The sequence below is a fragment of the Paraburkholderia unamae genome, from assembly GCF_003096875.1.
In the GTDB taxonomy this organism is placed as follows: domain Bacteria; phylum Pseudomonadota; class Gammaproteobacteria; order Burkholderiales; family Burkholderiaceae; genus Paraburkholderia; species Paraburkholderia unamae.
The window spans coordinates 762,864-780,822 of record NZ_QEOB01000001.1 but is presented as its reverse complement, the minus strand read 5'-3'; the positions used below and the strand labels follow the sequence as shown (position 1 = coordinate 780,822).

Below are 17,959 nucleotides of genomic sequence, written 5' to 3'. Positions count from 1 at the left end.
TGCCCTCCGCTACACTCTCCACCTTTCCCTCATCACAGAAACCGCCATGATCGGTCGCATTGCCGGCGTATTGCTGGAAAAGAACCCGCCGCACCTGCTCATCGACTGCAACGGCGTCGGCTACGAAGTCGACGTGCCGATGAGCACGTTCTACAACCTGCCCGGCACCGGCGAAAAAATCGTGCTGCTCACGCAGATGATCGTTCGCGAAGACGCGCACCTGCTCTTCGGCTTCGGCACGCAGGAGGAACGCGCGACGTTTCGCGAGCTGCTCAAGATCAGCGGCATCGGCGCGCGCATGGCGCTTGCCGTGCTTTCCGGCATGAGCGTGAACGACCTCGCGCAGGCGGTCACGCAGCAGGACGCGGCGCGCCTCACGCGCGTGCCCGGCATCGGCAAGAAAACGGCCGAGCGTCTGCTGCTCGAACTCAAGGGCAAGCTCGGCGCGGACCTCGGCGCGATGGCCGCCGCCGCTTCGCCTTCCGACCACGCGAACGACATCCTCAACGCCCTGCTCGCGCTCGGCTATTCGGAGAAAGAAGGCCTCGCCGCGATCAAGAACGTGCCGGCCGGCACCGGCGTTTCCGAGGGCATCAAGCTCGCGCTCAAGGCGCTTTCCAAGGTCTGATTCCCGCGCGCGCACGCGGGTCCGGCAGTTAGTTGCAAGCGCTGACGCGGCGCGCGGGACGGCCCCGCCGCTGCATAGACCGCGCGGTACGCGCGGTACAATCGTTGGATGATCGAAACCGACAAACTCGCCGCCAACCATGCCGGCGCCGACCGCGTGATCGCCGCCACGCCCGCCTCGTCACGCGAGGAAGCGTTCGAACGCGCATTGCGCCCGCGCCAGCTCGACGAATATGTCGGCCAGGAAAAGGTACGCGGTCAGCTCGAAATCTTCATCGAGGCCGCCAAGCGCCGCTCCGAACCGCTCGACCACGTGCTGCTGTTCGGGCCGCCGGGCCTCGGCAAGACCACGCTCGCGCACATCATCGCGCGCGAAATGGGGGTCAACCTGCGGCAGACGTCGGGCCCGGTGCTGGAGCGCGCGGGCGATCTCGCGGCACTGCTCACCAATCTCGAAGCCAACGACGTGCTCTTCATCGACGAGATTCACCGGCTCTCGCCGGTTGTCGAGGAAATCCTGTACCCGGCGCTCGAGGACTATCAGATCGACATCATGATCGGCGAAGGGCCGGCCGCGCGCAGCGTGAAGCTCGACCTCCAGCCGTTCACGCTGGTGGGCGCGACCACGCGCGCGGGCATGCTCACGAATCCGCTGCGCGACCGCTTCGGCATCGTCTCGCGTCTGGAGTTCTACAACGCGAGTGAGCTCTCGCGCATCGTGCAGCGCTCCGCTTCGCTGCTCGGCGCGCAGATCCACCCTGACGGCGCGTTCGAAATCGCGCGCCGCTCGCGCGGCACGCCGCGTATCGCGAACCGCCTGCTGCGTCGCGTGCGCGACTATGCCGAAGTGAAGGCCGATGGCGCGATCACCGCGAACGTTGCCGACGCCGCGCTGCGCATGCTCGACGTCGACCCCGTGGGCTTCGACCTGATGGACCGCAAGCTGCTCGAAGCGATCCTGCACAAGTTCGACGGCGGTCCGGTGGGCGTTGACAACCTCGCCGCCGCGATCGGCGAGGAACGCGACACGATCGAGGACGTGCTCGAGCCGTACCTGATCCAGCAAGGCTATTTGCAGCGGACGCCACGCGGGCGCGTGGCCACGCAGCTCAGCTACCGCCACTTCGGCCTCACGGTGCCGGACGACGCATCGACGGGCGGCGACTGGGACCCGGACGCGTCGTAAGGCGCGCGAACGTCAACGCAGCACGAGCGAGAGCACGATGTCCGATCACGCCGGCCGTCCTCCCAACGCTCCCGAGCCGACCGGCTTCGCCGGCCAGCTCGCGCGCCGCCTGCGCATGACGCTCGCTGAAAGCGTCACGCATCTCACCACGGGCAGCGGCCCGAAGCTCGATTATTCGAATCCGCCCGGCGACCCCGGCCTCTTCGGCCCCGACGCCGTTTGCTGGAAGGTCCACGCCGATTTCGCCGCGATGATGGCGGGCGGCGTCAGCGCGTTGCTGCTGCAAGCGCTGCATCCGCTCGCGCTCGCCGGCGTGTGGGACCACTCCACGTTTCGCACCGACATACTCGGGCGGCTGCGCCGCACTGCGACCTTCATCGCGGGCACGACCTACGGCAGCCGCGCCGACGCGCTGGCCTTGATCGAACGCGTGAAGCAGATCCACCTGGCCGTAACAGGCACCGCGCCCGATGGCCGCCCCTACCGCGCGAGCGATCCCGTCTTGCTGACGTGGGTGCACGTGGCCGAGGTCTCGAGCTTTCTCGGCGCGTATATACGCTACGTGAACCCCGCGCTGCCGGGCGAGGCCCAGGATCAGTACTACGCCGAAGTCGCGCAGATTGCCGAACTGCTCGGTGCCGTGAACGTACCCCGGTCGCGCGCGCAAGTGTCGGCGTATCTGCAATCGATGCAGCCCGAACTCGTCGCGAGCGAGCGCACGTTCGAAGTCGTGCGCGTGCTCATGGAGGCGCCCGCGCCGCGCCCGGCCATGCGCCCCGCCGGCGCGCTCATCCGCAATGCGGGCATCGACCTGTTGCCGCCCTTCGCGCAGCAGATGCTCGGCTTCGACTCGTTCGCCTTCGCGCGCCGCGCCGTCGTGCGGCCGGGCATGCGCGCCGTCGCACCGGTGCTGCGCTGGGCCCTCGTCAACGGCGTGTCGAAACGCGCGCGGCGGCGGGCTGCTGCCGCCAAGCCCACGCAATAAGCCGATAAGCCCTAGGGCACGCGATAAAAAAAGCGGCCAACCCGCTCGCGCAGGTTGGCCGCTTCATTTGCAGCGCATCGAGGCGCGTGCGTCCTTACATCTTCACCACGTCGAGCAGCGTCTTCTTGCCTGCCTTGTAGTTGTACAGTGAGATCACGCCGTGCTTGAGGTCGCCCTTCGCGTCGAAGCTCGTCTCGCCGATCACGCCCTTGTAGTCCGTGGTCGGGATTTGCGCGAGGATCTTCGCGTGGTCGGTGGAGTTCGCGCGCTTCATCGCGTCGACGATGATGTACACCGCGTCATACGTGAACGGCGCGTCGAATTCGATCGGGTGACCGAAGCGCTTCTCGTACTTCGCCGCGAACGCCGCGCCGCCGTTCATGCGCTCGACCGCCATGCCGGCCTGCGAGCAGACGATGTTGTCCGTCGCCGGGCCCGCGAGCTGCGCGAGGCTTTCCGTGCACACGCCGTCGCCCGACAGCACCTTCGCGCGCAGGCCGAGCTGCTTGGCCTGCTTCGCGAACGGGCCGCCGGTGGCGTCCATGCCGCCGTACATGATCGCGTCGGGGTTCTCGCCCTTGATCTTCGTGAGAATCGCGCGGAAGTCCACGGCCTTGTCGTTGGTCGCGTCGTGCGAGAGCACCTTCATGCCGAGCGACTTCGCGGTCTTCTCGAACTCGTTCGCGAGGCCCTGGCCGTAGGCGGTCGAATCGTCGACCACGGCCACGGTCTTCACGTTCAGGCTCTTGGCCGCGTAGTCGGCGAGTGCCGGACCTTGCTGGGCGTCGGTCGCGACCACGCGATACGTGGTCTTGAAGCCCTGCTGCGTGTACGACGGATTGGTCGACGACGGCGAGATCTGCACGATGCCCGCATCGCTGTAGATCTTCGACGCCGGGATCGACGCGCCCGAGTTCAGGTGGCCGATCACGGCCGCGACCTTGTCGTCGACGAGCTTCTGCGCGACCTGGGTAGCCTGGCGCGGGTCGGCAGCATCGTCCTGGGCGTCGAGCGCGAGCGTGACCTTCTGGCCGTCGATCGTGAGGCCCTTGGCGTTGATTTCCTCGATGGCGAGGCGTGCGCCGTTTTCGTTGTCCTTGCCGAGGTGGGCCGAGCCCCCCGTGAGCGGACCGACGTGGCCGATCTTGACGACCTGGTCGGCCGACGCATTGCCCGACATGGCCGCGAACGCGATAACTGCCGCGCTCACCGGCAGCAGCTTGTGAAGCTTGTACGTCATTGAACTCTCTCCTGCGATTTTTTCTGGGAACTACCCGTTCGTATGCAACCCTCGGCTCGCCGCCTCACGCTCTTGTTGCGCGTGCGTCCCTCTTCAACGCAGGGCCGGGCGGATAGCCCGGTGGCCAGCGGGCCCAAAGGTCGGACAAATGTTAGCAGGCTGCTTAACTTTGTGGTTGGGCTTTGGAAAGAACCTGCAAGCAGCGGGTAAGGACGAGCGGAGCGCAGCCGCGAGCAGCGCGCCGCAGGGGAAAGGCAGGAAGAGAAAAGCGCGGCAGAACGCCGCGCTTCGTAGCGAGGCGGCTTAGCGCCCCGCTTCGGGCGTGCGCTTGAAGCCGTCGTCGGCGCTCGCGCCGCCCAGATGGGTCACGTCGCCCCATGCGACGACGCGCGCCTGCGTGACATAGCCATCGCGCTCGAAATCGACGATGTTCACGCTCGTATTGAGCAGTTGCCACGCGCGCGGTTCGTCGAGAGCGAGGCCGTTCGCGAAGCGGTACACGCAGTCGAGCACACCGCCGTGGGCGACGCAGGCAATACGGCCGCCCGGATGCATGGCGAGAATCGGCTCAAGCGCATGCAGCACGCGATGGTAGAACTCGCGCTGCGACTCGCCCTCGGGCGGCTCGAAGCCGGGGTCGCGCGTTTGCCAGTGCGCGTATTCGTCGGGAAAGCGCTCGGAAATCTCGTCGCTGTCGTGGCCCTGGAAGGCGCCGTAGTTGCGCTCGCGCAAGCCTTCGGTGAGTTGCACCGGCAGGCCCAGCACCTGGGCAACGGGTTGCGCAGTCTGTTGCGCGCGCAACAGGTCACTGGACCAGATTGCGTCGAGCCGCGCGCCCGCCTGCGCTTCCTGCGCGAAGCGCGCGCCAAGCTGCTGCGCCTGCGCCACGCCGCTTTCGGCGAGCGGAATGTCGATATGCCCCTGAATCCGCTTGATGCGGTTCCAGGCCGTTTCGCCGTGGCGGATGAAGAGGATCTGCGTGGTCATAGTCAAAAGCGCATGGCTCAGTTGCGCACTTGCAGCCAGAACGTCACGGGGCCGTCGTTGACGAGCGACACCTGCATGTCGGCGCCAAACTCGCCGGTCTCGACGGTGGGATGTTTCTCACGCGCGGCGGCGACGAAATAGTCGAAGAGACGCCGCCCCTCGTCGGGCGGCGCGGCCGGCGTGAAGCTCGGGCGCAGGCCGCTGTTCGTATCGGCCGCAAGCGTGAACTGCGAAACCAGCAGCAAGCCACCCGCCCCGCCGTTGCCGTCGATGTTTTGCACCGGCAGGTTCATTTTGCCCGCCGCGTCGCTGAACACGCGATAGCCGAGTAGCTTCGCGAGCAGCTTGTCGGCACTCGCTTCGGTGTCGCCGCGCTCCGCGCAAACCAGCGCGAGCAGCCCCGGGCCGATCGCGCCGGTCACGCGCTCGCTGTCGCCGGCCGCGACGCGCACTTCGGCGCGCCGCACACGCTGGATCAGCGCAATCATGCCGTGAGCGTCACGCGCGCGAAGCGGCGCTTGCCCACCTGCACGACGAACTCGCCCGCCTCGACCTTCAGGCCCTTGTCGGACACAGTGGCGCCGTCGATCTTCACGCCGCCCTGCTCGATGTTGCGCAGCGCCTCGCTGGTGGAGGGCACGAGTCCCGCCTGCTTGAGCAACTGGCCGATGGCGAGCGGCGCACCCGCAATCGTGACCGACGGAATGTCGTCCGGCACGCCGCCCTTCGCGCGGTGGTTGAAGTCTTCGAGCGCGCGCTCGGCGTCGCCCTGCGAGTGAAAGCGCGCGACGATTTCCTGTGCGAGCAGCACCTTGAAGTCGCGCGGATTGCGGCCCGCCTCGATCTCGCGCTTGAAGCCTTCGATTTCCGCCATCGGACGGAACGAGAGCAGCGTGAAATAACGCCACATCAGCGTGTCCGAAATGGACATGAGCTTGCCGAACATGTCGTTGGGCTTCTCGCTGATGCCGATGTAGTTGTTCTTCGACTTCGACATCTTCTCGACGCCGTCGAGACCTTCGAGCAGCGGCATCGTGAGAATGCACTGCTGCTCCTGGCCATACTGCTTTTGCAGTTCGCGGCCCACGAGCAGGTTGAACTTCTGGTCCGTGCCGCCGAGTTCCAGGTCGGCGTTCAGCGCGACCGAGTCGTAACCCTGCATGAGCGGGTAGAGGAATTCGTGGATCGAGATCGGCACGCCGCCCTGGAAGCGCTTGGTGAAGTCCTCGCGCTCCAGAATGCGCGCAACCGTGTAGCGCGATGCAAGCTTGATCATGCCGTCGGCGCCGAGCGGCATCGACCATTCGCTGTTGTAGCGGATCTCGGTCTTTTCGCGGTCGAGCACGAGCGCGGCCTGCTCGAAATACGTTTTCGCGTTCGATTCGATCTGCTCGCGCGTGAGCGGCGGACGCGTGGCATTGCGGCCCGACGGGTCGCCAATCAGCGAGGTAAAGTCGCCGATCAGGAAGATCACGGTATGGCCGAGATCCTGCAACTGGCGCATCTTGTTGAGCACGACCGTGTGGCCGATGTGGATGTCGGGCGCGGTCGGGTCAAGACCGAGCTTGATGCGCAGCGGCTTGCCCGTGGCCGCGCTGCGGGCGAGCTTCTGCTCGAATTCTTCTTCAATCAGCAGCTCGTCCACGCCGCGCTTCGTGACTGCGAGCGCGTGACGGACTTCGTCGGTGACCGGAAAGGCGTCTTTTGCGCCGCTGTTGGCGCCGCTGTTGGCGCCGTTGCTGGAGGTGGACTCGGTGCTCATGCTTCGATCGTATCGCTCGTTAAGTCTGGGTCTAGACCGCGATTTTACGTGATTCGACTCGCCTGGCCGAGGTTTGCGGCCTCATGCGCGCACCAAAACTCGCGCCTGGCTCACGTACGGGCGGGAGCGCGCTCCACCCGCGGCACGCCCTTCGCTCGCACCTGCCAGAGGTCGTAGGCCATCTGCATGGCAAGCCACAGGTCGGCACGGCCGCCGTTTTCCGCGCCAAGCCACGCCTCCAGGCGCAGCGCCATTTCGGGGGAGATGCCGGCGCGCCCGTTGAGCACGCGCGAAAGCGCGGCGCGCGTGACGCCGAGCTGCGCCGCGGCCTCGGTCACGGTGAGCCCCAGTTCGGGGAGGATGTCCTCGCGCAACGTTTCGCCAGGGTGCGGCGGGTTGTGCATGCGTATCGTGTCGTTCATCTTGCTCGTGCCTCGGTGGTCATCGTCAATAGCAGGTGTCAGTGGTAGTCGTGATAGTCGACGAGGATCGCGTGGCGGCCTTCGAACGCGAAGGTCAAGCGCCAGTTGCCGTTGACGCTGACCGCATGGTGCCCGTCGAAACGGCCGTCCAGCGCATGGCAGCGCCAGCCCGGCACGTTCATGTCATGCGGCGACTCGGCCTCGTCGAGCCGAGCCAGTTGGCGCCTCAGACGCGGTATGTGATCGGGCCGGATGCCCGCCTTGGTGCCGGTGAAGAACAGCGCCTTCAGCCCTTTGTGATTCCACGACTTGATCATGATTCTCCAGACCAGGCAGATCGAACATGAATGGGTCTGGAGCCTGGCGGGGCCGGTTGGCCTTGGTACGCGCCCTCCGTATAGCGTATAGCCACACTATACGAATTCGCCATTGTGAGGTCAACGTATTGCAAGCAGAGGTTGATCTCGCGCAGGGCTCCAGCGCCGCCCGTCCTTGAGCGGCCAGAAAGAGCGTCCCACGGCGCGAGGGGCCGCAACAGTCAGCCATTCGGCTTACGTTTGAGCGACATTGCCCCGATAATCTCCTGCACGGGACTGAAACCGCATTCACGAAAGGAGTACAACGTGGCGCCACGCGACGCACGAAACGAGAGCGCACACGCCGCCGACGGCGTGTATTTCGGCCTGATGTCGGGCACCAGCATGGACGGCGTGGACGGCATTGCCGTGCGCTTCGAGGCGGGCCAGCGACCGGTGGTGCTGGCCGAAGCGTTCGTGGGCTTCGCGCAGGGACTGCGCGAGGCGCTCTTTTCGTTGCAGCAGCCTGGCGAGAACGAGATCGAGCGCGAGGCGCTCGCCGGCAATGCATTGGCGGCCCGCTACGCGGTGTGCTGCCACGAATTGCTGCGCGCGGGCAATCTTTGCGCCGACGGCGTGCGCGCGATCGGCGCGCACGGCCAGACCGTGCGGCATCGGCCCGAGAAGGGTTACACGGTGCAGATCCAGAATCCGGCGCTGCTCGCGGAGCTCGCCCACATCGACGTGATCGCCGACTTCCGTAGCCGCGATGTCGCCTCGGGCGGCCAGGGCGCGCCGCTCGTGCCCGCGTTTCACGCGACGCTGTTCGGCTCGCAGGAAGAAACGCGCGTAGTCTGCAATCTTGGCGGCATCAGCAACATCACGGTGCTTTCGTCCACGGGCGCCGTGCGGGGCTTCGACTGCGGCCCCGCCAACGCGCTGCTCGACCTCTGGGCCGAACGGCATCTGGGCAAGCCTTACGACGAGAACGGCAAGTTCGCCGCGAGCGGCAATCTGCATCAGCCGCTGTTGAACGCCCTGCTCGACGAGCCGTTCTTCGAGCAGCAGCCGCCCAAGAGTACGGGCCGCGACCTCTTCAATGCCGCGTGGCTCGACGAAAAGCTCAAGGGCTTCGAATCGCTCTCGCCCGCCGACGTGCAAGCGACGCTCGTCGCACTGACCGCCGTGAGCGTGGCGCGCGAAATCGAACGCCACGCGAGCGATTGCCGCGCGGTGTATGTCTGCGGCGGCGGCGCGCGCAATCCCGCGTTGATGGCGGCGCTCCAGAAAGCGCTCGAGACGGGCGGCGTGGCCGGGGTGCCGGTCATGACGACCGAGGCACTCGGCGTGCCGCCGCATCAGGTCGAACCGCTCGCCTTTGCGTGGCTCGCCATGCGCTGCGTGGCGCGCGAGCCGGGCAATCTGGCGGCCGTGACCGGGGCGGCGGGCGAGCGCGTGCTCGGCGCGATCTACCCGCGCTGAGCGTGCAGGACGGCCACGCGCCGCACCAATAGCCGCGCCAATAAAAAACGGGGCCGAAGCCCCGTTTTCATTTCAGCCAGGCCGTTCGATCAGACCGAGAACGACGAGCCGCAACCGCACGTGGTGGTCGCGTTCGGGTTCTTGATGACGAACTGCGCGCCATTGAGATCGTCCTTGTAGTCGATCTCGGCGCCGACGAGGTACTGATAGCTCATCGAGTCGATCAGAAGTTGCACACCGTTGCGGTTCATCACGGTGTCGTCTTCGTTGACCGCCTCGTCGAACGTAAATCCGTACTGGAAGCCCGAACAGCCGCCGCCCTGCACGAATACGCGCAGCTTCAGCTCCGGGTTGCCTTCCTCGTCGATCAGTTGCTTGACCTTGTCAGCCGCTGCTTCGGTGAAAACGAAGGGACCGGGCATTTCGGTCGCGGTGGTTTCGGTGACAGTGCTCATTCGAACTCTCCAGAAAAACTTCTAGCCGCTATTGTAGGGCTGTTCCTCAGATCGTGCTTAAGCCCACAAAATCAAGGGTTTCTCGCCCACGACAACAGCGCGCCAGATGTGAAAAAGCCGCCCGGCGCATGACAGCGCGGACGGCTTTTGCAGCAGCGCCGTGCCCCGCGAGGGGCACAGGCCAAAGCGCCAATCTGAAATTAACGCTTCGAGAACTGCTTGCGGCGACGTGCCTTGTGGAAACCGACCTTCTTACGTTCCACTTCACGTGCGTCACGGGTGACGAAGCCAGCTTGCGACAGTGCCGGCTTGAGCGTCGCGTCGTAGTCCATCAGCGCGCGCGTGATGCCGTGGCGAACTGCGCCGGCCTGGCCGGTTTCGCCGCCGCCGTTCACGTTCACCTTGATGTCGAACGTCGTGCCGTGGTTCGTGAGTTCCAGCGGTTGACGCACGATCATGAGCGACGTTTCGCGCGAGAAGTAGTCGGCGATGGGCTTGCCGTTGACGATGATCTCGCCCTTGCCCGACTTGATGAAGACACGAGCGACTGCGCTCTTGCGGCGGCCCGTACCGTAATTCCAGTTACCGATCATGTGGGCTCCCCTTAGATCTCGAGCGCCTTCGGCTGTTGAGCCGAGTGCGGATGCGTTGCGTCTGCGTAGACCTTGAGCTTCTTGATCATCGCGTAGCCCAGCGGGCCCTTCGGCAGCATGCCCTTCACGGCCTTCTCGAGCGCGCGGCCCGGGAAGCGTTCTTGCATCTTGCCAAACGTCGTTTCGTAGATACCGCCCGGGTAGCCCGAGTGACGGTAGTACTTCTTGTCCGTGGTCTTGTTGCCCGTGACCTTCAGCTTGCCGGCGTTAATGATGATGATGAAATCACCAGTGTCGACGTGCGGGGTGAACTCAGGCTTGTGCTTGCCGCGAAGACGGCGTGCCACTTCGCTGGCGACACGGCCGAGAACCTTATCCGTCGCGTCAATCACGTACCATTCGCGCTGCACTTCATGTGCCTTGGCGGAAAAAGTCTTCATGATCGATCCAAAAAATATGCTGTGCCCTGATTCGGTCCTGCTTGTATGGTGACGCTCGTTGGCGCCGGCGCAGGCTCTCCCTGGCTGAGGTTCCCCATGAAATTCCATGAAGGCTTGCCCCAGTTTCCCGCGGGCATGGATGCGGGAAACCCACGATTATAAAGGAAAAAATCCGCGGGAGCCAAGTTTTTGGTGCCGCGCGCGTGCCAAGCCCGCCCCCACCTGGCGATTTGTGCGCTTCTTGCTGTCATCTCGCGTTTATTTGACGCATATCGCCCTTATTCGGACGGACGCTTGTTTTGGATCGAGTGACGCGTCACACAATCAATCCGGATTTCAGGGAATGGTCAAGCGCAGGGTCGGTCTGGCCGACGATCCCCCCATCATCATGGATGCGCTGGAGTCGGCGCTGGTGGGCTCGGCTGAGCGAATGAAAGCGGGAATAAAAAAAACCCGAACGCACTGGTTCGGGCTTAATCCACCTTTTGGAGGAGGGTGGAGGAGACATGCTGAGGTGTCGTGAAACACGACAACCAACGAAACGAATTATACGGATCGACCTTGTGCGACGCAAGAGGATTTGCATTACGAAATTTGAAACCATAATGTGAAAAGCAATGCAGCCTCGGTGATTTCAGAAAAAGCACGGAAAATCATGGCATTGCCGATCGATCCTGCGCAAACCATGCGACGTGACTAGAGCGAAACCCCTAATTGCGTAGGGGAAATTGGCCTTGCACATCGGATGATGCGTCGCAACATTCAAGCGGGGCGCATGGATCGTGCGCCGCGATGCCCCCCGGACATACCAGTAAGGTGCGGGCTACAATGCCGTCTGAATCGAGAACTTGCGCAGGGGCAAACGCATGGAATGCAAAGTTAGCTGGATGGGTCAGGACGGTATGGCGTTCGCGGCCGAAACGGGCAGCGGTCACCTCGTCAACATGGACGGCGCGCCGGAAGGCGGCGGCCACAACCTCGCGCCGCGGCCGATGGAAATGGTGCTGCTCGGCACGGGCGGCTGCACGGCTTATGACGTCGTGCTGATCCTGAAGAAGAGCCGCCAGGAAGTGAGCGGCTGCAACGTGACGCTCAAGGCCGAGCGCGCGAGCGAGGACCCGAAGGTCTTCACGAAGATCCACTTCCACTTCACCGTGACCGGCAAGAACCTGAACCCGGCCACCGTGGAACGCGCGATCAACCTCTCGCACGACAAGTACTGCTCGGCGTCGATCATGATCGGCAAGACCGCCGAGATCACGCACACGTTCGAGATCGTCGCGGCCTAAGGCCCGGCGACGCTCACGCGATCGGCAAAAGAAAAAGCCGGCGCGGTTCTTCGATGAACCGCGCCGGCTTTTTGCATGAATGAGGCTGCAAAGCAGGCCGATAAGCCGGATTCTGTGCACGCGCCGCGTCCGAAGACGCGCCGCGCGTGGCAGCCATTCCTCTAGGCGCGCCATTGCTGACGCGCTCAAGCTTCCTACCCGCAGACGGAATGGGGGCCCCATCCTGCATCCCGAAGATGCGCGCCTGCCTACTTGGAATTGCTCCGGGTGGAGGTTACCGTGCCGTCTACGTCACCGCAGACGCGGTGCGCTCTTACCGCACCGTTTCACCCTTACCTGATCCCGACCGAAGTCGGGCCATCGGCGGTCTGTTCTCTGTTGCCCTGTTCCGCGTGTCGCCACGGATGGCCGTTAGCCATCACCCTGCCCTGTGGAGTCCGGACTTTCCTCGCCCCCTCGACCGAAATCTCGGGGCCGCGACTGCCTGGCCTGCTTTGCGAGGCGCGATCTTAGCACGTGCGGGCGCGTCGCGCCGGGGGCCGGATCGATTGCCGAATGCCGCCGATCGCCACCGAACGTTTAGCGCGCGCGGCGGCCCGCACGGAATACCGTGGCATCGTCGTAGAAAGCGGAATCTTCGTTTTGCGGCCACCAGCCCGGAATGCCCAGCACCGGCAGCGGCGCAAAGCTGCGGCCGTTGAGCGCACCGGGCGTGGCATCGGCGGCAAGCGTGGCGCTCACCGTTTCGTCCAGATGCGCGTCGCGTTGCGCGCGCGGCCAGGTGAAATAGGCTTCGGGGACCTCGACCACCCACGCATGCGCCGTGCAGGCCGCATAGGGCGCGATCAGCTTTTCGAGCAGCGCATGGCCGAACACGCGCACTTCACAGCGCGCGCCGCCCTCGTTGCCCTCGCCCTCACCCGCGCTTGCGAACCGGGCCGGCGTTTCCCAGGCCGAGCGCCGCGCCACGAACAACGTGCGCCAGTCGAAGCCGCGCAGCGCCGCCATGAGCGCCGGGTCCGACGACACGTACAGCACCGCATTCTCGTCGAACAACGTGAGCGCATCGCGCACGCCGCCGCGCGTCGGGCCCACGCCCAGCACGTCGATGGCCGCGGCCTGGCGCGCGTTCAGCGTCGCCTTGATGCGCGGAAACGCAAACCACGCGAGCGCGTTGAAGAAGTCGTGGAGATTGTGGCGCGTGGGCACACAGCCCGTCGCGGCGATGTGCGCCTCGTAGGCCGCGCCTTCGGGCAGGTCGTCCTGGGCAATGAAGCCAAGACGCTGCCCGCGCCCCGTGAACTGAACGCTGGCGCGCGCGTCGGCGTTCAGCTCGTCGAGATACGGCGCGTAACCCGCCAGCGCGGCCTGCTGCCAGCGCCGCCCGCGCGCTTCGTGTTGCGCGAACCAGGGACGCGCCCAGTCGATGTCGGCGAAACTGCCCGCGGGCAAGGTGCGACGCGGCGCTGGCATCGGTGCGTGCGCATCGATTGCCGCGACCGCAGCGACCGTTGCGCCCGCAGCCACACCCGGCCCCGCCTCGCTCAAGCGAGCTTCCAGCCGATCGTCTCGCCGCCGCGCAGCGGCACGATGGGCGTGCCGCCCGCTTCGACTTCGGCGGGCAGTGTCCAGGTCTCGCGGTGCAGCGTGACCGTTTCGCTCGCGCGCGGCAGACCGTAGAAGTCCGCGCCGTAGAAGCTCGCGAAGCCTTCGAGCTTGTCGAGCGCGCCCGCATTCTCGAACGCCTCGGCATAGAGCTCGAGCGCGTGCAGCGCCGTGTAGCAGCCCGCGCAGCCGCACGCGTGTTCCTTCAGGCCCTTCGCATGCGGCGCGCTGTCGGTGCCGAGGAAGAAGCGATGATCGCCCGAGGTTGCGGCCTCGACGAGCGCGACGCGGTGCGTTTCGCGCTTGAGCACGGGCAGGCAGTAGTAGTGCGGACGGATGCCGCCCTGGAAGATCGCGTTGCGGTTGTACAGCAGGTGATGCGCGGTGATCGTCGCGCCGAGCAGACCAGGCGCCGCGTTATCGGCACGGATGTAGTCGACCGCGTCCTTCGTCGTGATGTGTTCGAACACCACCTTGAGCGCCGGGAAGTCGCGACGCAGCGGCGTCATCACGCGGTCGATAAAGACCTTCTCGCGGTCGAACAGGTCGATGTCGGCGCTCGTCACTTCACCGTGCACGAGCAGCGGCATGCCCACTTCCTGCATCGCCTCGAGCGTCTTCGCGCACTTGCGGATGTCGGTCACGCCGGCGTCCGAGTTCGTCGTCGCGCCCGCCGGGTACAGCTTCACGCCGTGCACGAAGCCGCTCGCCTTCGCGCGGCGGATTTCCTCGGGCGGCATGTTGTCGGTGAGATAAAGCGTCATCAGCGGCTCGAACGTCGAGCCCGCCGGCAGCGCCGCGAGAATGCGCTCGCGGTAGGCGGCGGCCTGCTCCGTGGTCGTCACGGGCGGCTTCAGGTTCGGCATGATGATCGCGCGGCCGAACTGGCGCGCGGTGTGCGGCAGCACCGCCGCGAGCATGGCGCCGTCGCGCACGTGCAGGTGCCAGTCGTCGGGGCGGGCGAGCGTGAGAGTCGTGGGGGAAGAAGCGTTCATGGCAGGAATCAGCGCGGCTACGAATGAATGAACGGCGGTGCGCTCGCCGGAACGCGCGCAGGCTGCCGGAAATTCCGGGCATATCACGGGAACAAGCACGGCGCTGACCGATGCGGGATCAAGGCGGGCGCTGTGCGCACCGTCGCGTGCACACGACAATTCGCGACGCCTGCACGCCGGCGTGCGCCCTTCGACGCAAACCTGCAATGCATCCGACAAATTTCGTATTGGCGAGCTGCGGGCCGGTGATATGCTTGGAAAATCATCATTGTACCGGTTCATGTAACGACCCAGCGGCCCCGTCTGCGAGCGTAGCCGCCTTAGTTGCATCACGCACCATCAGCACCATGTGCCAACTTCTCGGAATGAACTGCGCCGCGCCGACGGACGTCACGTTCTCCTTCACAGGATTCGCGGCGCGCGGCGGCGCCACCGATCACCACGCCGACGGCTGGGGGATCGCGTTCTTCGAGGACAAGGCCTGCCGCCTCTTCATCGACAACGAGGCTTCGGCGCGCTCGCCCATCGCCGAGATGGTCAAGCACTACCCCATCAAGTCGCGCAACACCATTGCGCATATCCGCAAGGCCACGCAAGGCAGTTGCGCACTGGAGAACAGTCACCCGTTCCAGCGCGAACTGTGGGGCCGGCACTGGATCTTTGCGCATAACGGCGACCTTCAGGACTTCAATCCGGTGATGTCGGGCGTGTACCAGCCGGTCGGCACGACCGACAGCGAGCGCGCGTTCTGCGTGCTGCTGCAAGGTCTGCGCAAGGCGTTCCCCGGCGCCCAGCCACCGCTCGACGAGCTGTTCGCCGCGCTCGAATCGCTCACGCGCGAGATCACGCAGTTCGGTGTGTTCAACTTCCTGATGTCGAACGGCCAGGCGTTGTTCGCACATTGCTCGACGCATCTCTACTATCTGGTGCGGCGCTGGCCGTTCTCGACGGCGCATCTCGTCGACGCCGACGTGTCCATCGACTTCGCCAAGTACACGACGCCCGAGGACCGCGTGGCCGTGATCGCCACCGCGCCGCTCACCGACAACGAAGTCTGGACCCGCTTCGCCCCCGGCGACCTGATGATGTTCCAGCACGGCGACGTGATCGCGCAAACCAGCGTGCCGGTTCCGCAAAAGGTGCTCGACAAGCTCTCCAACCCTTGCCTCGATGCGTCCGCAAGCGCGCCACGCGCGGCGCAGCCCGGCGAGCTTGCCCCGGAGGCCGTGGAAGCCTTGCAGACCTGGGGCGAGTGAGGCTCGCGCAAGGCTCACGCCCAAGGCACACGCCGGAAACGAAAAAAGCCGCGCAACTTGCGCGGCTTTTTTTCTTGCGACTCCCAGGCGATAACGGCTGACGCGCGAGCGCCCCTCAGTGCAGGATCTTCGCGAGAAAGTCCTTCGCGCGATCCGACTTCGGGCTCGCAAAGAAGGCCTCCTTCTGGTCGTCCTCGACGATGAGCCCCTGGTCCATGAAGATCACGCGGTGCGCGACCTTTTTCGCAAAGCCCATTTCGTGCGTCACGCACATCATGGTCATGCCTTCCTGGGCCAGCTCCACCATCACGTCGAGCACCTCGTTGATCATCTCGGGGTCGAGCGCCGAGGTCGGCTCGTCGAACAGCATGGCGATCGGGTCCATCGACAGCGCGCGCGCGATCGCCACGCGCTGCTGCTGACCGCCCGAAAGCTGGCCGGGGAATTTGTCGGCATGCGCGCGCAGACCCACGCGATCGAGCAGCTTCAGGCCCTTTTGCGTGGCCTCGTCCTTGCCGCGGCCGAGCACCTTGATCTGCGCGAGCGTGAGATTCTCGGTAATCGACAGATGCGGGAACAGTTCGAAGTGCTGGAACACCATGCCCACCTTCGCGCGCAGCTTCGAGAGATTGGTGCGCTTGTCGCCCACCGACTGGCCGTTCACGAGAATCTCGCCCTGCTGGAACGGTTCGAGCCCGTTGACGGTCTTGATGAGCGTGGATTTGCCCGAGCCCGAGGGCCCGCACACCACCACGACCTCACCCTTCTTCACTTCCGTCGTGCAGTCGGTCAGCACCTGGAACTGGCCGTACCACTTCGAAACGTTCTTAATTGAAATCATCTTGCGACCTTTTTCTGAAGACCTTTCACAAGGCTCGACGCGACCACGCAAACCACGAAATAGCATGCGCCCGCGAACAGTACCATCTCGACCGTGGTGCCGTCACGATCGCCGATATTGGTGGCCGTGCGAAAGAAGTCCGCAAGGCTGATCACGTACACGAGCGAGGTGTCCTGAAAGAGCACGATGGCCTGCGTGAGCAAAAGCGGCACCATCGCGCGAAACGCCTGCGGGAGCACCACGTAGCGCATCGCCTGGCCGTAGCGCATGCCGAGCGCGAACGACGCGTTCACCTGCCCGCGCGGCACCGCCTGGATGCCGGCGCGGATGATCTCCGAATAGTACGCGGCCTCGAACAGCGAGAACGCGACCATTGCCGAGGCAAGGCGAATGTCGATGTCGGGCGAGAGGCCCAGCACGCTTTGCAGCACCTGCGGCACGATCAGGAAGAACCACAGCAGAACCATCACGAGCGGGATCGAGCGGAAGATCGTGACGTAGCCCTTCGAGAACCATTCGAGCGGCTTCACGCTCGACAGGCGCATGAGCGCGAGCAGCGTGCCCCACAGAATGCCGATCACGATCGCGCACAGCGTGATCTTGAAGGTGACGATCGCGCCCGTCCACAGCGTGGGCAGCGCGCCTGGAATACCGCTCCAGTCGAAATGATGCATCACTTGCCTCCGATGTAGCCGGGGAGCCGGGACTTCGACTCGACCCAGCGCATGAGCGCCATCACCACGAGATTGATGAGCACGTACGCGAGCGTGACCGCGATGAACGACTCATAGGTCTGCGCCGTGTAGTCGACGAGCTGGCGAGCCTGGGCCGAGAGATCGAGCAGGCCGATCGTCGAGGCGACCGCCGAGTTCTTGAAGATGTTGAGGAACTCGGAGGTGAGCGGCGGCACGATGATGCGGTACGCGACCGGCAGCAGGACATAGCGATACGTTTGCCACTGCGTGAAGCCCATCGCGAGGCCGGCTGCGCGCTGGCCGCGCGGCAACGCGTTGATGCCCGAGCGCACCTGCTCGCACACGCGCGCGCCGGTGAAAAGGCCCAGACACAGAATGGACGACGAAAAGAATTGCGCGTTGGGCGGCAACTGCTTGAACCAGTTGCCGAGCGCGGGCGGCAGCAGTTCCGGTATCACGAGATACCAGACGAAGAACTGCACGATCAGCGGGATGTTGCGAAACACGGCCACATAGACCGTGCCCGCTCCCGAGGCCCATTTATTGGGCGCCGTGCGCAGCACGCCGAAGAACGATCCCACGACGAGCGCGATCACCCACGCGGCGAGCGACACCGTGACCGTGACCCAGAGGCCCGAGATGAGCCAGCCGAGATAGGTGGTGGGTTCGCCGGTGGAAACCGGACTCAGCAGAATGCCCCAGTTCCAGTGATAGGACATGAAAGAACTCCAGGAAAAAAGAACGGAAGAAGGCGGCCTTCTTCCGTTCCGTTCCAGTTACAAGCCGGGTGCGGGACGAACCCG

20 protein-coding genes and 1 other RNA gene are annotated in these 17,959 nt (G+C 65.0%); 6 read left to right on the top strand and 15 right to left on the bottom strand.

Annotation, left to right across the window (positions count from 1 at the left end):
- The first annotated feature begins 46 nt into the window (after positions 1-46).
- The 3 genes from ruvA to C7402_RS03465 all read left to right on the top strand — a co-directional run bounded on the left by ruvA (position 47) and on the right by C7402_RS03465 (position 2,798).
- Entirely contained in the window at positions 47-628 is a 582-nt protein-coding gene (ruvA, locus tag C7402_RS03475; RefSeq protein WP_112171925.1) for a Holliday junction branch migration protein RuvA, read from the top strand.
- Positions 629-736: 108 nt separating this feature from the next.
- Positions 737-1,813, top strand: a complete 1,077-nt coding sequence (gene ruvB / locus C7402_RS03470; protein ID WP_112171926.1) for a Holliday junction branch migration DNA helicase RuvB — start codon at positions 737-739, stop codon at positions 1,811-1,813.
- A 37-nt stretch (positions 1,814-1,850) separates the two neighbouring features.
- Positions 1,851-2,798: an oxygenase MpaB family protein gene (locus tag C7402_RS03465; protein WP_112171927.1), complete on the top strand. Its 948-nt coding sequence runs from the start codon at positions 1,851-1,853 to the stop codon at positions 2,796-2,798.
- 94 nt (positions 2,799-2,892) lie between these two features.
- On the opposite strand, the gene C7402_RS03460 is transcribed toward C7402_RS03465, so the two are convergent.
- From C7402_RS03460 to C7402_RS03435, 6 genes are all read right to left on the bottom strand, one after another.
- Positions 2,893-4,038, bottom strand: a complete 1,146-nt coding sequence (locus tag C7402_RS03460; protein WP_116609600.1) for a branched-chain amino acid ABC transporter substrate-binding protein — start codon at positions 4,036-4,038, stop codon at positions 2,893-2,895.
- Between the two features lie 303 nt (positions 4,039-4,341).
- Positions 4,342-5,025, bottom strand: coding sequence for a histidine phosphatase family protein (locus C7402_RS03455; protein ID WP_112171929.1), 684 nt, complete (start codon positions 5,023-5,025; stop codon positions 4,342-4,344).
- A gap of 17 nt (positions 5,026-5,042) precedes the next feature.
- Positions 5,043-5,513: a D-aminoacyl-tRNA deacylase gene (gene dtd / locus C7402_RS03450; RefSeq protein ID WP_116609599.1), complete on the bottom strand. Its 471-nt coding sequence runs from the start codon at positions 5,511-5,513 to the stop codon at positions 5,043-5,045.
- On the bottom strand, positions 5,510-6,787 hold the full coding sequence (gene tyrS, locus C7402_RS03445) for a tyrosine--tRNA ligase (protein ID WP_112171931.1): 1,278 nt from the start codon (positions 6,785-6,787) through the stop codon (positions 5,510-5,512). The genes dtd and tyrS overlap by 4 nt, the downstream gene beginning before the upstream one ends.
- Positions 6,788-6,897: 110 nt before the next feature.
- The gene (locus C7402_RS03440) at positions 6,898-7,209 is read right to left on the bottom strand and encodes a HigA family addiction module antitoxin (protein WP_116609598.1); all 312 of its coding nucleotides are present in this window, start codon (positions 7,207-7,209) and stop codon (positions 6,898-6,900) included.
- Between the two features lie 38 nt (positions 7,210-7,247).
- Positions 7,248-7,526: a type II toxin-antitoxin system RelE/ParE family toxin gene (locus C7402_RS03435; protein ID WP_112171933.1), complete on the bottom strand. Its 279-nt coding sequence runs from the start codon at positions 7,524-7,526 to the stop codon at positions 7,248-7,250.
- Between the two features lie 306 nt (positions 7,527-7,832).
- Here C7402_RS03435 and C7402_RS03430 point away from each other — a divergent pair, with 306 nt between their 5' ends.
- On the top strand, positions 7,833-8,987 hold the full coding sequence (locus C7402_RS03430; protein ID WP_279635534.1) for an anhydro-N-acetylmuramic acid kinase: 1,155 nt from the start codon (positions 7,833-7,835) through the stop codon (positions 8,985-8,987).
- A gap of 89 nt (positions 8,988-9,076) precedes the next feature.
- Here C7402_RS03430 and erpA read toward each other — a convergent pair whose 3' ends face one another.
- The 3 genes from erpA to rplM all read right to left on the bottom strand — a co-directional run bounded on the left by erpA (position 9,077) and on the right by rplM (position 10,475).
- On the bottom strand, positions 9,077-9,442 hold the full coding sequence (erpA, locus tag C7402_RS03425; RefSeq protein ID WP_112171934.1) for an iron-sulfur cluster insertion protein ErpA: 366 nt from the start codon (positions 9,440-9,442) through the stop codon (positions 9,077-9,079).
- Positions 9,443-9,642: 200 nt separating this feature from the next.
- Positions 9,643-10,035, bottom strand: a complete 393-nt coding sequence (rpsI, locus tag C7402_RS03420) for a 30S ribosomal protein S9 (protein ID WP_112171935.1) — start codon at positions 10,033-10,035, stop codon at positions 9,643-9,645.
- 11 nt (positions 10,036-10,046) lie between these two features.
- Positions 10,047-10,475 carry a 50S ribosomal protein L13 gene (gene rplM, locus C7402_RS03415; RefSeq protein ID WP_027795838.1) on the bottom strand — a complete coding sequence of 143 codons (429 nt, stop codon included), beginning with the start codon at positions 10,473-10,475 and terminating at the stop codon, positions 10,047-10,049.
- Between the two features lie 866 nt (positions 10,476-11,341).
- Here rplM and C7402_RS03410 point away from each other — a divergent pair.
- Entirely contained in the window at positions 11,342-11,764 is a 423-nt protein-coding gene (locus C7402_RS03410) for an OsmC family protein (protein ID WP_103702197.1), read from the top strand.
- Between the two features lie 85 nt (positions 11,765-11,849).
- Here C7402_RS03410 and rnpB read toward each other — a convergent pair.
- The 3 genes from rnpB to pyrC all read right to left on the bottom strand — a co-directional run bounded on the left by rnpB (position 11,850) and on the right by pyrC (position 14,364).
- An RNA gene (rnpB, locus tag C7402_RS03405) (RNase P RNA component class A) lies at positions 11,850-12,260 on the bottom strand.
- Positions 12,261-12,343: 83 nt separating this feature from the next.
- The gene (locus C7402_RS03400) at positions 12,344-13,312 is read right to left on the bottom strand and encodes a DUF3025 domain-containing protein (protein WP_425273760.1); all 969 of its coding nucleotides are present in this window, start codon (positions 13,310-13,312) and stop codon (positions 12,344-12,346) included.
- The gene (gene pyrC, locus C7402_RS03395; RefSeq protein ID WP_116609679.1) at positions 13,309-14,364 is read right to left on the bottom strand and encodes a dihydroorotase; all 1,056 of its coding nucleotides are present in this window, start codon (positions 14,362-14,364) and stop codon (positions 13,309-13,311) included. The genes C7402_RS03400 and pyrC overlap by 4 nt, the downstream gene beginning before the upstream one ends.
- A gap of 347 nt (positions 14,365-14,711) precedes the next feature.
- Between pyrC and C7402_RS03390 the strand changes: the two genes are divergently transcribed.
- Complete coding sequence (locus C7402_RS03390; RefSeq protein WP_116609597.1) at positions 14,712-15,620, top strand: class II glutamine amidotransferase; 909 nt, start codon at positions 14,712-14,714, stop codon at positions 15,618-15,620.
- A gap of 115 nt (positions 15,621-15,735) precedes the next feature.
- Here the strand turns inward: C7402_RS03390 and C7402_RS03385 are convergent, their stop codons facing one another.
- From C7402_RS03385 to C7402_RS03375, 3 genes are read right to left on the bottom strand one after another with little or no spacing between them, the layout of a single operon-like run.
- Positions 15,736-16,461: an amino acid ABC transporter ATP-binding protein gene (locus C7402_RS03385; RefSeq protein ID WP_112171937.1), complete on the bottom strand. Its 726-nt coding sequence runs from the start codon at positions 16,459-16,461 to the stop codon at positions 15,736-15,738.
- Positions 16,458-17,135 (bottom strand): glutamate/aspartate ABC transporter permease GltK, encoded by a 678-nt coding sequence (gene gltK / locus C7402_RS03380; protein WP_112171938.1) that lies wholly within the window; start codon positions 17,133-17,135, stop codon positions 16,458-16,460. Before gltK ends, C7402_RS03385 begins: the two co-directional genes overlap by 4 nt.
- Positions 17,135-17,875: an amino acid ABC transporter permease gene (locus tag C7402_RS03375; protein WP_112171939.1), complete on the bottom strand. Its 741-nt coding sequence runs from the start codon at positions 17,873-17,875 to the stop codon at positions 17,135-17,137. Before C7402_RS03375 ends, gltK begins: the two co-directional genes overlap by 1 nt.
- Between the last annotated feature and the right edge of the window lie 84 nt (positions 17,876-17,959).

What these genes read in the sequence shown, in the direction of transcription:
- ruvA (WP_112171925.1), top strand. Translation starts at nt 47, where the DNA reads ATGATCGGTCGCATTGCCGGCGTATTGCTGGAAAAGAACCCGCCGCAC.
- ruvB (WP_112171926.1), top strand. Translation starts at nt 737, where the DNA reads ATGATCGAAACCGACAAACTCGCCGCCAACCATGCCGGCGCCGACCGC.
- C7402_RS03465 (WP_112171927.1), top strand. Translation starts at nt 1,851, where the DNA reads ATGTCCGATCACGCCGGCCGTCCTCCCAACGCTCCCGAGCCGACCGGC.
- C7402_RS03460 (WP_116609600.1), bottom strand. Translation starts at nt 4,038, where the DNA reads ATGACGTACAAGCTTCACAAGCTGCTGCCGGTGAGCGCGGCAGTTATC.
- C7402_RS03455 (WP_112171929.1), bottom strand. Translation starts at nt 5,025, where the DNA reads ATGACCACGCAGATCCTCTTCATCCGCCACGGCGAAACGGCCTGGAAC.
- dtd (WP_116609599.1), bottom strand. Translation starts at nt 5,513, where the DNA reads ATGATTGCGCTGATCCAGCGTGTGCGGCGCGCCGAAGTGCGCGTCGCG.
- tyrS (WP_112171931.1), bottom strand. Translation starts at nt 6,787, where the DNA reads ATGAGCACCGAGTCCACCTCCAGCAACGGCGCCAACAGCGGCGCCAAC.
- C7402_RS03440 (WP_116609598.1), bottom strand. Translation starts at nt 7,209, where the DNA reads ATGAACGACACGATACGCATGCACAACCCGCCGCACCCTGGCGAAACG.
- C7402_RS03435 (WP_112171933.1), bottom strand. Translation starts at nt 7,526, where the DNA reads ATGATCAAGTCGTGGAATCACAAAGGGCTGAAGGCGCTGTTCTTCACC.
- erpA (WP_112171934.1), bottom strand. Translation starts at nt 9,442, where the DNA reads ATGAGCACTGTCACCGAAACCACCGCGACCGAAATGCCCGGTCCCTTC.
- rpsI (WP_112171935.1), bottom strand. Translation starts at nt 10,035, where the DNA reads ATGATCGGTAACTGGAATTACGGTACGGGCCGCCGCAAGAGCGCAGTC.
- rplM (WP_027795838.1), bottom strand. Translation starts at nt 10,475, where the DNA reads ATGAAGACTTTTTCCGCCAAGGCACATGAAGTGCAGCGCGAATGGTAC.
- C7402_RS03410 (WP_103702197.1), top strand. Translation starts at nt 11,342, where the DNA reads ATGGAATGCAAAGTTAGCTGGATGGGTCAGGACGGTATGGCGTTCGCG.
- pyrC (WP_116609679.1), bottom strand. Translation starts at nt 14,364, where the DNA reads ATGAACGCTTCTTCCCCCACGACTCTCACGCTCGCCCGCCCCGACGAC.
- C7402_RS03390 (WP_116609597.1), top strand. Translation starts at nt 14,712, where the DNA reads ATGTGCCAACTTCTCGGAATGAACTGCGCCGCGCCGACGGACGTCACG.
- C7402_RS03385 (WP_112171937.1), bottom strand. Translation starts at nt 16,461, where the DNA reads ATGATTTCAATTAAGAACGTTTCGAAGTGGTACGGCCAGTTCCAGGTG.
- gltK (WP_112171938.1), bottom strand. Translation starts at nt 17,135, where the DNA reads ATGCATCATTTCGACTGGAGCGGTATTCCAGGCGCGCTGCCCACGCTG.
- C7402_RS03375 (WP_112171939.1), bottom strand. Translation starts at nt 17,875, where the DNA reads ATGTCCTATCACTGGAACTGGGGCATTCTGCTGAGTCCGGTTTCCACC.